Below are 15,366 nucleotides of genomic sequence, written 5' to 3' on the forward strand. Positions count from 1 at the left end.
TGCCAGGGCAAGGCTCCAGAATGACGTCCTACTCCGTCGGCTGGCCGTGCTCGCGGGTCGCCTCGAAGCGGATCTCGGGCCATTTCTCCTGCGCCATTTGCAGGTTGACCCGGGTCGGGGCGATATAGACCAGATCGCCGCCGTGGTCGATGGCCAGGTTCGCCGCGGCCTTTTCCTTGAACTCCTCGAGCTTCTTCGGATCATCGCATTCGACCCAGCGCGCGGTCTGTACGTTCACGTTCTCGAACTGTGCCTCGACCTTGTATTCGGTGCGCAGCCGCTCGGCGACCACGTCGAACTGCAGGACGCCGACGGCGCCCAGAATCAGGTCATTGTTGGTCAGCGGACGGTAGAGCTGGGTCGCACCCTCCTCACACAGCTCCTGCAAGCCCTTTGCGAGCTGCTTCATCTTCAACGGGTCCTTCAGCTGCGCGCGACGGAACAACTCCGGCGCGAAGTTCGGCACGCCGGTAAAGGTCAGATCCTCGCCCTGGGTGAAGGTATCGCCGATACGGATGGTGCCGTGGTTGTGGATGCCGATGATGTCGCCGGGATAGGCGGTCTCCACGTGCTCGCGGTCGGAGGCCAGAAAGGTCAGCGCATCCGGGATCTTCACGTCGCGCCCAATACGCACGTGGCGCAGCTTCGCGCCCTTGTCGAAGGTGCCGGAGCAGATGCGCATGAACGCGATACGGTCGCGGTGGTTCGGGTCCATGTTCGCCTGGATCTTGAACACGAAACCGGTGAATTTCTCCTCGGTGGGTTCCACACGGCGCGAGTGCGTCGGGCGCGGCAACGGGCCCGGGGCATACTCGACGAAATCGTCCAGCAGCTCCTCGATCCCGAAGTTGTTGATCGCCGAACCGAAGAACACCGGGGTCTGCTCGCCGCGCAGGTAGGCGTCCGGATCGAACTCGTGCGAGGCGCCCTGCACCAGTTCCAGCTCCTCGCGCAGTTCCTGAGCCTGGTCGCCCAGCAGCTCGTCCAGGCGCGGATTCTCCAGGCCCTCGATGATCTCGCCGGTGGACTTTTTCCCGCCCTGCTCGGGATCGTAGAGGTGCACTGCGTCCCGGCGGATGTGGTAGACCCCGCGGAAGCGCTTGCCGGACCCGATCGGCCAGGTCACCGGCGCGCACTCGATCTTCAGCACCTCCTCGACCTCGTCCAGCAGCTCGATCGGGTCGCGTCCCTCGCGGTCCATCTTGTTGACGAAGGTCATGATCGGCGTATCGCGCAGCCGGCAGACCTCCATCAGCTTGATGGTCCGTTCCTCCACGCCCTTGGCCGCGTCGATGACCATCAAAGCGGAGTCGACCGCCGTCAGGGTACGGTAGGTGTCCTCGGAGAAGTCCGCGTGCCCCGGGGTATCGAGCAGGTTCACCATGCGCCCCTTGTAGGGGTACTGCATGACGGAGGAGGTAACCGAAATCCCGCGCGACTTCTCCATCTCCATCCAGTCGGAGGTGGCGTGGCGCGACGACTTGCGCCCCTTGACCGTACCGGCGAGCTGGATCGCGCCGCCGTACAGCAGGAGTTTTTCGGTCATAGTGGTCTTGCCGGCGTCCGGGTGCGAAATGATCGCGAAGGTCCGGCGTCGACGGGTTTCCTCGATAAACGACATGAATGCGGGCCACTTGGAACAGCCCGCAAGTTTAACGCGAAACCGGGGATTCGGTTCAGCTTGGGAAGCCCGCGCGCGGATCCACACCCGGAGACCAAAACGGCCCCGGAAACCGGGGCCGTCGCCAGCGCAAAAACGAATGCCGTTCAATTAGCGCGCGGAGGCCGCCTGGATCGCGGCGTTCTGCTCCTCGAAACGGCCCTGGGCGGTGACCAGGTCACGGTTGTTCATGCGGGCCTCGAGGCTGGCGAGACGCTCCTCGTCCTGGGCCAGGCTGTACCAGACGTGCGCCTGGACCAGGTCGCGCTCGACCCCACGCCCGTTCTGGTGCAGGCGGCCCAGCCCGATCTGCGCATGGCGGTAGCCCTGCTCCGCCGCGGCGGTGTACCAGCGGGCGGCAGTTTCGGCGTCGCGCGTCGTGCCCTGGCCGTTCTCGTGCAGCAGCCCGACGTAATACTGCGCGGCGGGCAGGCCCTGATCGGCCGCCTTCATGAGCCATTCGAGTCCCGCCGCCGGGTCCTGCTCGCCATTCGCCAGCTGGCTCCCCAGCCAGTACTGGGCGTCGGCATGACCCAACTCGGCGGCGCGCGTGTAGTGCTCGCGACTGCGTTCGGCGTCCGCCGGGGCGCCCTTGCCAGCAGCAAAGAGGTACCCCAGATAGTAGTGCGCTGCGGCATGGTCCGCATCGGCGGCACGCTCGAACCAGTGCACGGCCTGATCATGATCCACCTCCGTGCCGCGCCCGGAGTAGTTGGCCATGCCCACGTCGAACATCGCGTCGGTATCCCCCTTCTGTGCGTTGCTCTCGCGGATCTCGTACCAGACGCCCAGCAGTTCCTGCTTGCGCTCCTCCTCGTCATAGCCGAAGGCCTGCTGGGCCTGCACGGCGCCAGTGGAGAGCACCAGCGACAGGGCCAGGGGGAGCGAAACGAACATTGCACGCAGGGCTCGGGACATGGGATACCTCATTCGGTGTCGGGGCGAATATCGGTTTCGATCATAGACCGGGGGGTAGGCGACCACAACGCAAACGCCGCAGGACGAGAACCGGTACCGGCAAAACGCGGGCGAATCCCGCAAACGGGGGCTCAACCTGTGACCAGGTTCACGCCGGGTTCGGGAACCTGTCCTTCAGGCGCCGGCCGGGGCGGCGCAACGACGCGTGAGCACCCAGGCGTCCTCGCGCCCGCTGGGGAGCGGGTAATAACACGGCCGCGTCCCGATGTGCTCGAAGCCCTCGGAACGGTAGAGCTGGACCGCGGCCACGTTGGACGGCCGCACCTCGAGGAAGAGCGCCTCGGCATCCTGATCGCAGACATAATCGAACAGGCGCCGGACCAAGAACCGGCCAAGGCCGTTTCCCTGCCAGCGGGGGTCGACCGTCAGGTTCAGCAGGTGGGCCTCGCCGGCCGCGACGGTCAGCACACTGTGGCCTACCTGGCGCCCGTCCACCTCCAGGACCCAGCAGTCATAGCCCACCCGGATGCAGTCCGCGAAGATGCGGGCGGTCCACGGGTAATCATAAGCCTCGCGCTCCACGCGCATCACGCCCTCCACATCGGCCGGCTCCATGCGGCGCAACTCGGGCTGGACACGGGGTTCGGCACTCATGACTCGAGCTTCTCCGGCAACAGTGAAAAAAACAGGACGCAGTGTTGTCTCGTGGAGTCGGAACCCGGCGATCCCGCCCAGGTTCCCATTTCCTCACTTTTAGTTGTGTTATGTCAGACAGGCCCGGGCGCGCTGCAGGTCCTGCCAGGCACGCGCCTTGTCGCCCGGCTTTCGCAGCAGGTAGGCCGGGTGGTAGGTCACGATCAGCGGCACCCCCTGGTAGTGATGCTCCGCCCCTCGAAGGCGCCCCAGGGGCTCTTCCGATTCCAGCAGACTCTGGGCCGCGATTCGCCCCAGGGCAACGATCACCTCAGGCTGGATCAATGCGATCTGGCGGTCGAGATATTCGCGGCACGCCGCCGACTCCTCCGGTTTCGGATCGCGGTTCCCGGGCGGGCGGCACTTCAGCACGTTGGCGATGAAGACGTCGTGATGGCGGTCCAGGCCCAGCGCCATCAGCATGTTGTCCAGCAATTGTCCCGCCCGGCCGACGAAGGGCTCGCCGCGTCGGTCCTCCTCCGCGCCCGGGGCCTCGCCGATGAACAGCCAGCGGGCACGGCGGTCGCCCACCCCGAACACGGTCTGCGTGCGGTCACGGGCCAGTACGGTACAGGCCTGGCAGTCGCGTACGCGCGCCTCCAGGGCCTCCCAGTCCAGGATCTCGACGGCCGCGTCCTGTGCCACGGTACCGAACTCCGGTGCAGCGGCCGGACTGCCGAACGCCGGCACTTCCCCACCAGACGACGCGATCCCCGCGGCGGACGTGTCGCGCAAGCGCCAGATCGGGATGCCCATGTCCGCGAGAATGCGGCGCTGGCGCACCGACAGCAACACGTGGCTATTCCCCCGACGAGGGCGCCCGGCGCCGATGCCGGCGCCAGCGCTCCAGGGTCAGCAGCGGTCCCGACAGGGCATAGATCACGAAGCCCGCCAGCAGGACCTTCGGCGGGTCCAGAGCCAGCAGCATCAAGGCGACCACGACCCCGACGATCGCCAGGAACGGTACCCGGTGTTTGAAGTCCATGTCCTTGAAACTGAAGTAGGTCAGGTTGCTGACCATCGCCGCGCCCGAGAGCACGGTGATCGCCAGGATGCCGACCACATAGGGATCGGCCAGCTCCGACGGGATACCCCAATCCTCCAGCACCCAGACCATGCCCACCAGGATCGCGGCGCTGGCCGGGCTCGGCAGTCCCTGGAAGAAGCGCTTGTCGCTGACCGCAAGGCGGCTGTTGAAACGCGCCAGGCGCAGGGCCGCGGCGGTGGCAAAGAAGAAGGCCGCCACCCAGCCAAAGTTGCCCAGGTCGTGCAGGTGCCAGAGATAGACGATCAGTGACGGCGCGACGCCGAACGACACCAGGTCCGAGAGCGAATCGTACTGCGCGCCGAACTCGCTCTGGGTGTCGGTCATGCGTGCGACACGCCCGTCCAGGGTGTCCAGCACCATCGCCACGAAGATCGCGATGGCGGCGGTGATGTATTCACCGTTGATCGCGGAGACAATGGCAAAGAAGCCAGAGAACAGCACCCCGGTGGTGAACAGGTTGGGCAGCAGAAACACACCGCGCCGGCGCCGGCGATGCGGCGGCTGGTGGTCGGCAACGGCATCCTCGCCCTCGATGTAGTCCGGCTCGACCGGTCGGTCCGCTTTGTCCCCAGCGCTCATTGCAGCATCTCCACGGCGCCCTCGCCGTCCACGGTGGCTTCGGACTCCGGGAGCCCACCCAGAAGGGCAGAGCCTCCCAGCACCCGCTGGCCCGGCTTGACCATGACCTGAGAGCCGGCCGGCAGCCAGACCTCGAAAGTACCACCAAATCCGGCGAACCCCATGCGCTTGCCGCGTCCGAGACGGTTGCCCGGTACGTTGTTCTGCATGCGGATCATGCGGGGCCAGTGATCAACACGGAGCGCCAGCGTCAGTCGCGTGCCCTCGTCGGTTTCCAGTGCGTACGCCAGGCGGCCGGCCAGCTGCGTATCCGGGGGCTCGTCGGTCTCCTTTCCGGGCCATACCCGTTCGCGGATCTCGGCCTCCTGAGGGGCATGCACGTTGTACTCGCCAAGCCGCCGCTGACGCAGGCGGATGCAGATCGCCGGCTTGTTCGTGAAGGGATCCCGCGTGTCGGTAATCGACTCGATGGTGCCATCGGCCGGGGCGATTACACCCAGGGCGGGCGCCGGGGCCTTGCGCCGGAGATCGCGGAACAGCGCCATCAGCGACACGGTGAGAATCACCATGAACAGGCCAAGCTCCGCCTCCCCGACCAGCAAGGTGATGACCGCCATCCAGGCAGCGATAATCACGAACAGGCGGCCTTCGGGGGCTAGCGGAAACAGCATCGCACGCTCCGCGGGGAATAAGGGCCGTGGCGGACGGGACCGCCCGCCACGGGGGTCTCGTATCAGTTGCGGGACTTGTCGACCAGCTGGTTGGCCTTGATCCACGGCATCATGGAGCGCAGGCGTTCGCCGACCTGCTCGATCTCGTGGGCCGCGTTCAGGCGACGGTTCGCGGTCATCGACGGATAGTTCATCGCGCCTTCCAGGATGAACTGCTTGGCGTATTCACCATTCTGGATGTTGCGCAGCGCCTCGCGCATGGCCCAGCGCGACTCTTCGTTGATCACCTTCGGGCCGGTCACGTACTCGCCATATTCAGCATTGTTGGAAATCGAGTAGTTCATGTTGGCGATACCGCCCTCGTACATGAGATCCACGATCAGCTTCAGTTCGTGCAGGCACTCGAAGTAGGCCATCTCCGGGGCGTAGCCGGCCTCGGTCAGGGTTTCGAAGCCGGCCTTGACCAGTTCGACAGCCCCGCCGCAGAGCACGGCCTGCTCGCCGAACAGGTCGGTCTCGGTCTCGTCCTTGAAGGTAGTCTCGATAATGCCGGTGCGGCCGCCGCCGATCGCGGAGGCGTAGGACATGGCGATGTCGCGCGCCTTGCCGGAGGCGTCCTGCTGGATCGCGATCAGGTCGGGGATGCCGCCGCCGCGCACGAACTCGGAGCGCACGGTGTGGCCCGGGGCCTTGGGCGCGATCATGATCACGTCCAGGTCCTTGCGCGGCTCGATCTGGTTGTAGTGGATGGCGAAGCCGTGGGCGAAGGCCAGGGTCGCGCCCTGCTTCAGGTTCGGTTCCAGCACGTCGCGGTACAGCGCGGCCTGGTATTCGTCGGGGGCCAGCACCATGATCAGGTCCGCATTGGCGGTTGCGGCGTCGACATCGGCCACCTTCAGGCCGGCCTCTTCGGCCTTCGCGCGGGAGCCGGAGCCTTCGCGCAGGCCCACGGTCACGTCCACGCCGGAATCCTTCAGGTTGTTCGCATGGGCGTGGCCCTGCGAGCCGTAGCCGATAATGGCCACCTTCATGCCCTTGATGATGGAGAGATCGGCGTCTTTGTCGTAGTAGAGATTCATCGCAATTTCCTTGATATCAGCCCCGTGCGGGGCCCATGACAAACAAACGGGTCCGGCCCCGCCAGCCGGGGCCGGACCCGGGGATTCAGATTTGCAGGCTGACCTCGCCCCGGGCGATGCCCATCACGCCGGAACGCACGACCTCCAGCACCGGGAATGGCTGCAGCGCCTCGAGGAAGGCATCCAGCTTGGAGCCCTCGCCGGTAATTTCGATCACGTAGCTGTCGTGGGTCACGTCGATGATCCGGCCGCGGAAGATGTCGGCCAGACGCTTGGCCTCCTCGCGGTCAGAAGCCTCCGGCACGCGCACCTTGACCAGCGCCATCTCGCGCTCGATGTGCGGATAGGCGGTCATGTCGAGCAGCTTGATCACGTCGATCAGTTTGTTCAGCTGCTTGGTAATCTGCTCGACGATCTCGTCCGAGCCGCTGGTGACGATGGTCATGCGCGACAGCGACGGGTCGTCGGTGGGCGCGACGGTGAGCGACTCGATGTTGTAGCCACGCGCGGAGAACAGCCCGGCCACCCGCGAAAGGGCACCGGCTTCGTTTTCCAGCAGGACACTGATGATATGACGCATACGGCTTTTCCCTGTACCCGGCTCAGACCAGGATCATTTCGTTCTGGCCGGCACCGGCCGGGATCATCGGATAGACGTTCTCGGACTGGTCGGTGATGAAGTCCAGGAACACCAGGCGCTCCTTCTGCGCCAGGGCCTCCTCGATCGCACCCTCGACGTCGCCGGGCTTGGTGACCTGAATGCCGACGTGGCCATAGGCCTCGGCCAGCTTCACGAAGTCCGGCAGGGCATCCATGTAGGACATCGCGTAACGGCCCTGATAGAAGAATTCCTGCCACTGCCGGACCATGCCCAGATAGCGGTTGTTCAGGTTCAGGATCTTCAGCGGCAGCTGGTACTGGAAGCAGGTCGACAGCTCCTGGATGCACATCTGGATGCTGGCCTCGCCGGTGATGCAGCCCACCGTGGCATCCGGGTGCGCGAACTGCACGCCCATCGCGAACGGAAGACCGACCCCCATCGTCCCCAGGCCACCGGAATTGATCCAGCGGTTCGGCTTGTCGAAACGGTAGAACTGTGCCGCCCACATCTGGTGCTGGCCGACATCGGAGGTCACGTAGGCATCGCCCTTGGTCAGCTCCCAGAACTTCTGCACCACGTACTGCGGCTTGATCAGCTCCGAGTTCTGGTCATATTTCAGGCAGTCCTGCGCCTGCCACTCTTCGATCTGCTTCCACCAGGTCGCCAGGGCCTCGGCATCCGGCTTGCCACCGTTCTCGTTCAGCCCCTTGATCAGCTCGCGCAGTACCGGCTCCACCTCACCGACGATCGGCACGTCCACCTTCACGTTCTTGGAGATGGAGGACGGGTCAACATCGACATGGACGATCTTCGCATGCGGGCAGAACTTCTCGATGTTGCCGGTCACGCGGTCATCGAAGCGCGCACCGATCGCGATCAGCACATCCGCGTGGTGCATGGCCATGTTGGCCTCGTAGGTCCCGTGCATGCCGAGCATGCCCAGGTACTGCTTGTCCGACGCCGGATAGCCGCCCAGACCCATCAGGGTGTTGGTGATCGGATAGCCCAGCTTGCGGGTGAACTCGGTCAACGCCTCGGAGCCCTTGCCCAGGATCACGCCGCCACCGGTGTAGATCATCGGCTGCTTGGCCGACAGGATCAGCTCCACCGCCTTGCGGATCTGGCCCGTGTGCCCCTTGGTAGTCGGGTTGTAGGAGCGCATATGGATGCTCTCCGGGTACTCGAACTCGCAGCTGTCGGCAGTCACGTCCTTCGGGATGTCCACCACCACCGGCCCGGGGCGTCCGGTGGTCGCTACGTAGAAGGCCTTCTTGATCGTGGTGGCCAGATCTTTCACGTCCTTGACCAGGAAGTTGTGCTTCACGCAGGGACGGGTGATGCCGACGGTGTCGACCTCCTGGAATGCATCGTTGCCGATCAGGCTGGTCGGCACCTGTCCGGAGAACACCACCAGCGGCACCGAATCCATGTAGGCGTCGGCAATGCCGGTGATCGCGTTGGTCGCGCCGGGGCCGGAAGTCACCAGCGCCACGCCGGGCTTGTCCGAGGACTTCGCGTAGCCCTCGGCGGCGTGCACCGCGCCCTGCTCGTGACGGACCAGTACGTGGGAGACCTTGTCCTGCCGGTACAGCGCATCATAGATGTGCAGTACCGCGCCACCGGGATAGCCGAAGACGACGTCGACACCCTCGGCCTGCAGGCTGCGGCAGAAGATTTCGGCGCCGGTGATGGCGGTGGAGGAACTTGCGGTCTCGGACATGATGGTCGACTTCCTTACCGGGGGCTTGTGCACGATCGTCAGGCGATCATGCACCACGAATCAAAATAGCCCACCATCCTAATATGAAATCGCCACCATTTCACGCCATTAAGCGCTCGAGGGCGGGCCGACCCACGCGAATACCCGGCCACTTTTCAGCCACCCGTGCCCGGAACCGGGCATCGCCGTCATCGCCAGGCGCGCGGCAACGTGGTAGCCCCCGAAAGCGCCCCACCGCCGCGTTCAGCTGGGCTCGGCCCCCGCCTGCGCGGTGGGCAGCTCGGCGAAGTGTTCGCGGGCCCGGGCGACCAGTTGCGCCGGCAGGCCGTTCTTCTCGGCGATGGTGAGGCCGAAGGACACCCCAGGCTCCCCGATCAGCAACCGGTAGGTGGGCGACAGGGTCTCGGCATCGAACTGCATCGAGGCATTGACGATGCCCGCATGCTGCGCCGCGTAGTCCTTCAGCGGCGCCAGGTGGGTGTTCACGATCCCGCGCGTGCCGCGCGCGCGCAGCTCGTCCAGCATCGCCATCGCCAGGGCCGCGCCCTCGTCCGGGTCGGTCCCCGTACCCAGCTCGTCCAGCAGGATCAGGCTCTCGGGGCCGGCATGGTCGAGGATGCGCTTGAGAACTTCGACATGCCCGGCAAAGGTCGACAGGTGATGGAACAGGCTCTGGTTGTCGCCCACGTCCACCATCACCCGGTCGAAACGCCCGATGCGGCAGTCCCGCTCGGCCGGGATATGCAGGCCACACCAAGCCATGGTGACCAACAGCCCGAGGGTCTTCAGCGCCACGGTCTTGCCGCCGGTGTTCGGCCCGGTAATCAGCAACAGCGGCTGCTCGCCATCCAGCCGGATCGAGAGGGGCACCGGCTGCGGGCCGTTGCCCTCGGCGAACTGCAACAGCAGCAGTGGATGATAGGCCTCGGCCAGCTCGACGCCGGCCTCCGCCTCCAGCTGTGGGGCGTGTGCGTTCATCTGGGCCGAGAGCTGCGCCGCAGCCGAGGCCAGGTCGATCCAGGTCAGCGCGGTCAGCATCAGCTCCAGGGGTTCGCCGTACTGGCGCACCCCATCGGTCAGCTCGCGCAGCAGGCGCTGCTGCTCGGTATTGATCTGGCCATTCACCGTATCGAGCTGGTTGTTCAGCGGGACTGCCTCGATTGGCTCGACGATCTGGTCACGCCCGCCCATCGCCGTGCCCCGGCGCACGCCCTTGACGGTATTGGCCGTCTCGCCGCGCAGGACCATCACCGCACGCTCCTGGTGCCACTGCACCTTCAGCGCATCCTCGCCCTTCTGCGCGAGATCGGAGCCCGCCAGGCGCTTCTTCACCACCGCCTCGACCTCGTCGCGCAGCCGCCCGCGCTGCCCGAAGGCCTCGACCAGTGCGGCGCTGGCATCTTCGCGCAGCGAACCGCCGGGGTTCAGGCAGGCCGCCAGGCGCTCTTCCAGTGCCTCGGGGGGATACAGCTTGTTCAGGTCCGCCGGATAGATCTCCGGGGTGTCGGCGAGATGGTCCGCCAACTCGCGGGCATGGCGCATGATGGTCTGCAGGTTGTGCAGCGCCTGCACCGGCAGCGCCGCGCCGGGATTGGCCGCCTGGCGCAGGGCCGCACGCACGTCCGGCAACTGTCCCAGCCGCGGCAGCGTGCCGGCATCCAGGCGCTGGCGCGCGACCGTCACCGCCTTCTGTAATGCGCGCGCCGCATCCAGATTTGGCGCGGGCTCCAGCCCGCGCGCGGCATCCGCGCCGTAGGGGGTGGCAGTCAGGCGCTCCAGCAGGCGCTGGATCGCGGGGAATTCGAGGGCCTTCAAATCAACCTGCATGGCATACCCTTGTGCATGAAATCTCTGCCGGAACCTTGTGGGAGCCGGCTTGCCGGCGAAGCCCCTGCCCGCATCCGGCTTTGGAAGGGGCTTCGCGTGCAAGCACGCGCCTACAAGGAAGGGCGAGGATCCTGGTTACTCCTCCGCCTTCTTGAACATGCCGAGATAGGCCTTCTTGTCCATCATCGGCTCGCGCATCACCGCCAGCATGTCGTCCAGGTGCTCCGGGGTGCTCATGCCGACCAGCGAGGTACCCAGCCCCGGCGTGGAGCGGTTGAACTGCATCGCGCGCTGGGCTGGATTGGGCAGGCTCGCCAGTTGCTGCTCGACCACTTCCACCGACTGTTTCGCCAGATGTCCCTTCAGCATGGAGTGCGACGCGAACATGTACACCTCCAACTGGTGCGCGGCCTGCAGCGGGCTTGCGACGTTGCCCTGCCCGGTCGCGGTGTTGAACCGGGTAAACCCTTCCAGCATCACCTGGTTGAATGGCAGCATGGCGATCTTGAAGTGGTGCCGCGCATGGTCGTCGCCGGTCACCGTCTGGGCGGCGCGTTCGGCCAGGCCCTGCATCGAGGTCAGCGACTGGAACACCACGGCGTCGGTCTCCTCGCGGAAGCCCTCGAAAGTGGAAATGCCGTAGGTCCGGATCTTCTTTTCGCGCGCCGCCCGCTCCAGCATCTCGAATACCGGTTCCAGCTTCCGGTTGGTCGGCTCCTTGCCGATCTCGTGGATATGCACCTCGGGCTGGTCGATGATAAACGCGTCCAGCGTCTCCACCCCCATCAGCGAGCGCGACAACTCCATCTGATAGTGGATGTATTCCGGCGTCAGCAGGTGTGCGCCCTTGGCCAGGTCGTCCTTCGTGCCCATGCCCTGGGCCTCGATCTCGCGCTGGAACCAGGCCTCCATGTCCTCCGGTGGCCCGCCGCGCAGGGTCAGGAACCCGCCCTTGGAGATCAGGAACATCGCCTCGCGCGGGACCCCGGCCTCCAGCGCCGTGCGCACGCCGGCCCCGACCGCGGCCAGCGACCGGCCATAGCGGTAGTGCGCACCGGTATCCACCACGTTGACGCCCTCGGCCAGGCCACGCGCAACAATGGCGGAGATCTGCGCGTCGACCTCCGCGGTGGCTGCCCCGCCAAAGGTGCCGATCCCCAGACTCGACAGACGCATCTTCGCGCGCGAGAACTCGCTGTAATGCCCCTCGGCGGCCTTGCCCTCGGACACGAACTGTTCCGCGTAGCGGCGCGTCGCCTTGGCGTTGGCGTATCCGGGTATCAGTTTCTGCACGGGCTCCATGCGTCTCCTCGTTCATTTGCAAATCAATACACCCGGCACACGAGACCGGTAACGCCGGGGCGGGCGCAACGAACTGCCGTCGCCCGGATCTTGAGGCGAAGGGATCGTACGTCAGCCAGTGGAATTTGCGAAAACCCGCAACCGTTTCGGGCTTCTGGCTCGCCTCGGCCACAGATGCCCGCAGTCCAGCCAGCGTATCCCCCCGATTGCCCGATAATCGCAACGTGCGTTGGCACGCACGGGGAGCGATGCATCATCGCCCGCCGCTAACAGCGTATCGATGGCACTGAGCCGAATGCAGCCCTGTCGATCCGTGTTCCCGAACGGGGTACACGTCTGGGTGCAAGCTTCAAGCTTGGCCGGCAGGCTTGGCCGAAACAGCCCCCAGTCCGCTACGCGCGAGAACGATGAAGGCCTCGACCGGCATCGGACGCGCATAATAATAGCCCTGCGCGTAGCGACAACCGGCATCCAGGAGCCAATCGGCCTGCTCCACGCTTTCCACGCCTTCCGCTACACATTCCAGCCCCAGTTGCTCTGCAAGGTTTACGATAATACCGGCCATAGCCGGTTCCGAATCGGTCTGCGGGGGCACAGCGTCGACAAAGCGCTTGTCGATCTTCAATCTGCTGATCAGCATGGAAGCCAGATAGCCAAGCGAAGAATAACCTGTACCGAAGTCATCCAGGGACACTGCTACTCCGGCGCGGCGTAGCTGCCCGAGCCCGTCCAGACGACCGACATCCTGAACGCCCGCCAGTACGCGCTCCGTCACCTCAACTTCCAGGCGCTCAGGAGCAACCCCGTGCTCGGACAGTCCCTGCAAGATGCGTTCACTGTAAAATTCGTATTGAAATTCTTCCGGCGCGGCATTCAAGGCCAAATGCAATTGCCCGAGCACCGGATCATCACGCCAGCTGGCGAGCAACCCCAGCACCCGGCCAACAACCCACTGCCCGAGTTCAAAAATCAGCCCGGACTGTTCTGCAATGGGCACGAAACGCCCGGGGCTGATCAAGCCGAGCTCCGGATCATCCCAGCGCAGCAGGGCCTCGGCTCCGATGATCCGCCGCTGGCCCATCTCCACCTTCGGTTGCAGATGGATCGAAAGCCCGCGCGCGTCTGAATGCATCGCCTCCCGCAGGCGTTCCTCGATTTTCAGGATCTGTTTTTGTTGTTCGTGGACCTGCTGATCGTAGATCACATAGCGTTCACCGGGGTTCCGGTTGCCATGACGCAGAAGAGCCGCATCGGCGTCGCTGAACAAGGCCTCCGGGGATGATGGCTCACCCACCGGGATCCAGCGCACACCCATGCGGTAGCGCGCATGAAACATGTTGTGGCCGGAATGCACCACCTCGGGCAGGCCATCCAGAAAATCTTCCAGGACTTGTTCCATGTCTCCTATCCGCGCAGGGGCCGACCCGCACAGCGCAAACGTCGCACCCTCGACCCGCGCCAGGACCACGCCCCCCCAAACGCCTCTCCGGCTCGCTCACGCAACAGCTGCGCAAAGCGCGCAAGGATTGCATCGGCAGCATCGATACCCTGGCTGATCGGGAGCAGGTAGAAACGTTCGATACTCAGTAAGGCCAGGCAACGTGGCAACGCCCACACGTCAGCCTCGCCCAGGCGCGCCAACAGCGCGTTGCGATTCGGCAACCCGGTCACTTCGTCCTCGAAGGCCATGCGCTCGAGGCGGCGCTGTGCGTTGCGTTCGGCGGTAATATCCCGGATGTAGACGTGGTAACGGTTCCGGTCGGCGAACCAGTACCAGTGAAGGGCCAGCAGCGCGTCCCCCAGTGCCTGCTCGATACGGCCCTCCGGACGTGCCCGCGTCTCCTGCAGGATCGTGTGTGCCACCGCGCCGGGAACCAGCGCGCCGACCGGGGCATCCTCGCCCAGGTGCTCCGTGACCCAGTGCCGCGCGGAACGATTGGCGTACTGCACCCGAGCGCTGGCATCCAGGGTCAGCACCGGCATCGGATTGCGTTCGGGAAACTGGGCAAGCGCATGATTGCGGGCGTTTGCGGCCAGCAATCCGCGCAGCATCCAGGCGGTAACCCCTGCGACCAGCAGGATCAGTGCGGAATAGGCCGTGACCAGAGACGACATCCAGGTCAGCTCCGCGCGGTTGCGCTCCTCCGCCAGTCCGGCCTGCGCCTCGGCGGTATCGGCCAGACGGTCGAGCACCGGATCCACAGCCCGGCGCTGCTCGCTGATGCGGCGTAACTGGGCGCGCGCCTCGTCCCAGTCCGTGGGATCGCGTGCAATGTTCGCGCTCAGGCGGTCGACTTCGGTCACGATGGCACCCCAGCGATCCCGCAACCGCTCGCCATCGGCCGCCGCCAGCAGGGGCCCGATGCGCTCGAGCCTGGCCTCCACCGCAAGCCGCTGGCGGCGGATGGGCTCGCGCATGCGCTCGGCATCGATCACCGCATAGAGTTCGTAGGCCAGGCGTTCATGCTCCAGCAGATCAGCCCGGAACATGGCGATCGACCGCAGTTCCGGCAGACGCGTCTGGGTCAGGACATCGCTACTGTGCGCAACGCGCTCGGTCGCCTGATACACCAGCAGCGAGGCCACCACGCCCAGCAGCAGGACCAGCCCGACCCCGGCCACCAGCGCGCCACGCAGAAACCACGGCCGCGCCACGATCATGGACGGCTACCGGGAGCAGAGTCTGGCGGCGATCCTGACAGATGGTACCGGTTCCTGCCGGCCTCCTTGGCGCGGTACATCGCCTGGTCCGCCTCCTGCAGCAGCCGGTCCGGTGTAATCCCCGGCTCGCCGCGAGTCAGGGTGACGCCCAGGCTGGCGGTCACACAAAGATCGTGCCCATCCTCGTGTACCGGCTCGCTCACCGCTCTCAGTACCCGCTGCAGCAGAGGATCGACCGCTTCGGGCCCGACCAGGTCGACCAGGATGACCACGAACTCGTCGCCCCCGAGCCGTGCGAGCGTGTCTCCTTCGCGCAGCCGCGCACCCATACGTCGTGCCAGATGGTGCAGAAAACGATCACCCATCTGATGGCCATGACGATCATTGATCGCCTTGAATCCATCCAGGTCGAGAAACACCACAGCCAGCCAGAGTTCCCGGCGACGAACCTGGGCCAGGGCCTTGGACAGCCGATCGAGCAACAGCGCGCGGTTCGGAAGCCCGGTCAGAAGGTACGACCGGCGGCTAGGCGCCCAACAACGGATGGGTCCGGAACAGTCGCCCCAGGCGTTCCTCGAGTTCGGGGCGCACCGGCCCCGAGCGCTCG

Annotated in this window: 14 protein-coding genes; all 14 read right to left on the reverse strand. The window is 65.5% G+C overall.

The window, feature by feature from the left end:
* Positions 1-28: 28 nt before the first annotated feature.
* On the reverse strand, positions 29-1,621 hold the full coding sequence (locus tag ACESLR_RS00365; RefSeq protein ID WP_373024775.1) for a peptide chain release factor 3: 1,593 nt from the start codon (positions 1,619-1,621) through the stop codon (positions 29-31).
* 150 nt (positions 1,622-1,771) lie between these two features.
* Positions 1,772-2,578, reverse strand: coding sequence for a tetratricopeptide repeat protein (locus ACESLR_RS00370; protein ID WP_373024774.1), 807 nt, complete (start codon positions 2,576-2,578; stop codon positions 1,772-1,774).
* A gap of 174 nt (positions 2,579-2,752) precedes the next feature.
* On the reverse strand, positions 2,753-3,232 hold the full coding sequence (rimI, locus tag ACESLR_RS00375) for a ribosomal protein S18-alanine N-acetyltransferase (RefSeq protein ID WP_373024772.1): 480 nt from the start codon (positions 3,230-3,232) through the stop codon (positions 2,753-2,755).
* Positions 3,233-3,340: 108 nt separating this feature from the next.
* Positions 3,341-4,066, reverse strand: a complete 726-nt coding sequence (locus tag ACESLR_RS00380) for a uracil-DNA glycosylase family protein (protein WP_373024771.1) — start codon at positions 4,064-4,066, stop codon at positions 3,341-3,343.
* Positions 4,067-4,070: 4 nt separating this feature from the next.
* Positions 4,071-4,898, reverse strand: coding sequence for a CDP-diacylglycerol--serine O-phosphatidyltransferase (gene pssA / locus ACESLR_RS00385; protein ID WP_373024770.1), 828 nt, complete (start codon positions 4,896-4,898; stop codon positions 4,071-4,073).
* Positions 4,895-5,569, reverse strand: a complete 675-nt coding sequence (locus ACESLR_RS00390; RefSeq protein ID WP_373024769.1) for a phosphatidylserine decarboxylase — start codon at positions 5,567-5,569, stop codon at positions 4,895-4,897. The genes pssA and ACESLR_RS00390 overlap by 4 nt, the downstream gene beginning before the upstream one ends.
* Positions 5,570-5,631: 62 nt before the next feature.
* Complete coding sequence (gene ilvC / locus ACESLR_RS00395) at positions 5,632-6,648, reverse strand: ketol-acid reductoisomerase (RefSeq protein ID WP_373024768.1); 1,017 nt, start codon at positions 6,646-6,648, stop codon at positions 5,632-5,634.
* 85 nt (positions 6,649-6,733) lie between these two features.
* Positions 6,734-7,228, reverse strand: a complete 495-nt coding sequence (gene ilvN, locus ACESLR_RS00400) for an acetolactate synthase small subunit (RefSeq protein WP_373024767.1) — start codon at positions 7,226-7,228, stop codon at positions 6,734-6,736.
* A 22-nt stretch (positions 7,229-7,250) separates the two neighbouring features.
* Positions 7,251-8,969 (reverse strand): biosynthetic-type acetolactate synthase large subunit, encoded by a 1,719-nt coding sequence (gene ilvB, locus ACESLR_RS00405; RefSeq protein ID WP_373024766.1) that lies wholly within the window; start codon positions 8,967-8,969, stop codon positions 7,251-7,253.
* A gap of 243 nt (positions 8,970-9,212) precedes the next feature.
* The gene (locus ACESLR_RS00410) at positions 9,213-10,796 is read right to left on the reverse strand and encodes an endonuclease MutS2 (protein ID WP_373024765.1); all 1,584 of its coding nucleotides are present in this window, start codon (positions 10,794-10,796) and stop codon (positions 9,213-9,215) included.
* Positions 10,797-10,931: 135 nt separating this feature from the next.
* Entirely contained in the window at positions 10,932-12,098 is a 1,167-nt protein-coding gene (locus ACESLR_RS00415) for an aldo/keto reductase (protein WP_373024764.1), read from the reverse strand.
* A 349-nt stretch (positions 12,099-12,447) separates the two neighbouring features.
* Complete coding sequence (locus tag ACESLR_RS00420; RefSeq protein WP_373024763.1) at positions 12,448-13,497, reverse strand: EAL domain-containing protein; 1,050 nt, start codon at positions 13,495-13,497, stop codon at positions 12,448-12,450.
* A 5-nt stretch (positions 13,498-13,502) separates the two neighbouring features.
* Positions 13,503-14,759, reverse strand: coding sequence for a hypothetical protein (locus tag ACESLR_RS00425; RefSeq protein WP_373024762.1), 1,257 nt, complete (start codon positions 14,757-14,759; stop codon positions 13,503-13,505).
* Entirely contained in the window at positions 14,756-15,304 is a 549-nt protein-coding gene (locus ACESLR_RS00430; RefSeq protein ID WP_373066552.1) for a diguanylate cyclase domain-containing protein, read from the reverse strand. Before ACESLR_RS00430 ends, ACESLR_RS00425 begins: the two co-directional genes overlap by 4 nt.
* Positions 15,305-15,366: the final 62 nt, after the last annotated feature.

The organism is Thioalkalivibrio sp., from assembly GCF_041685615.1.
GTDB lineage: Bacteria > Pseudomonadota > Gammaproteobacteria > Ectothiorhodospirales > Ectothiorhodospiraceae > Thioalkalivibrio.

Coding starts and splice junctions, on each gene's coding strand:
- ACESLR_RS00365 (WP_373024775.1), bottom strand. CDS start 1,621: ATGTCGTTTATCGAGGAAACCCGTCGACGCCGGACCTTCGCGATCATT.
- ACESLR_RS00370 (WP_373024774.1), bottom strand. CDS start 2,578: ATGTCCCGAGCCCTGCGTGCAATGTTCGTTTCGCTCCCCCTGGCCCTG.
- rimI (WP_373024772.1), bottom strand. CDS start 3,232: ATGAGTGCCGAACCCCGTGTCCAGCCCGAGTTGCGCCGCATGGAGCCG.
- pssA (WP_373024770.1), bottom strand. CDS start 4,898: ATGAGCGCTGGGGACAAAGCGGACCGACCGGTCGAGCCGGACTACATC.
- ACESLR_RS00390 (WP_373024769.1), bottom strand. CDS start 5,569: ATGCTGTTTCCGCTAGCCCCCGAAGGCCGCCTGTTCGTGATTATCGCT.
- ilvC (WP_373024768.1), bottom strand. CDS start 6,648: ATGAATCTCTACTACGACAAAGACGCCGATCTCTCCATCATCAAGGGC.
- ilvN (WP_373024767.1), bottom strand. CDS start 7,228: ATGCGTCATATCATCAGTGTCCTGCTGGAAAACGAAGCCGGTGCCCTT.
- ilvB (WP_373024766.1), bottom strand. CDS start 8,969: ATGTCCGAGACCGCAAGTTCCTCCACCGCCATCACCGGCGCCGAAATC.
- ACESLR_RS00410 (WP_373024765.1), bottom strand. CDS start 10,796: ATGCAGGTTGATTTGAAGGCCCTCGAATTCCCCGCGATCCAGCGCCTG.
- ACESLR_RS00415 (WP_373024764.1), bottom strand. CDS start 12,098: ATGGAGCCCGTGCAGAAACTGATACCCGGATACGCCAACGCCAAGGCG.
- ACESLR_RS00420 (WP_373024763.1), bottom strand. CDS start 13,497: ATGGAACAAGTCCTGGAAGATTTTCTGGATGGCCTGCCCGAGGTGGTG.
- ACESLR_RS00425 (WP_373024762.1), bottom strand. CDS start 14,759: ATGATCGTGGCGCGGCCGTGGTTTCTGCGTGGCGCGCTGGTGGCCGGG.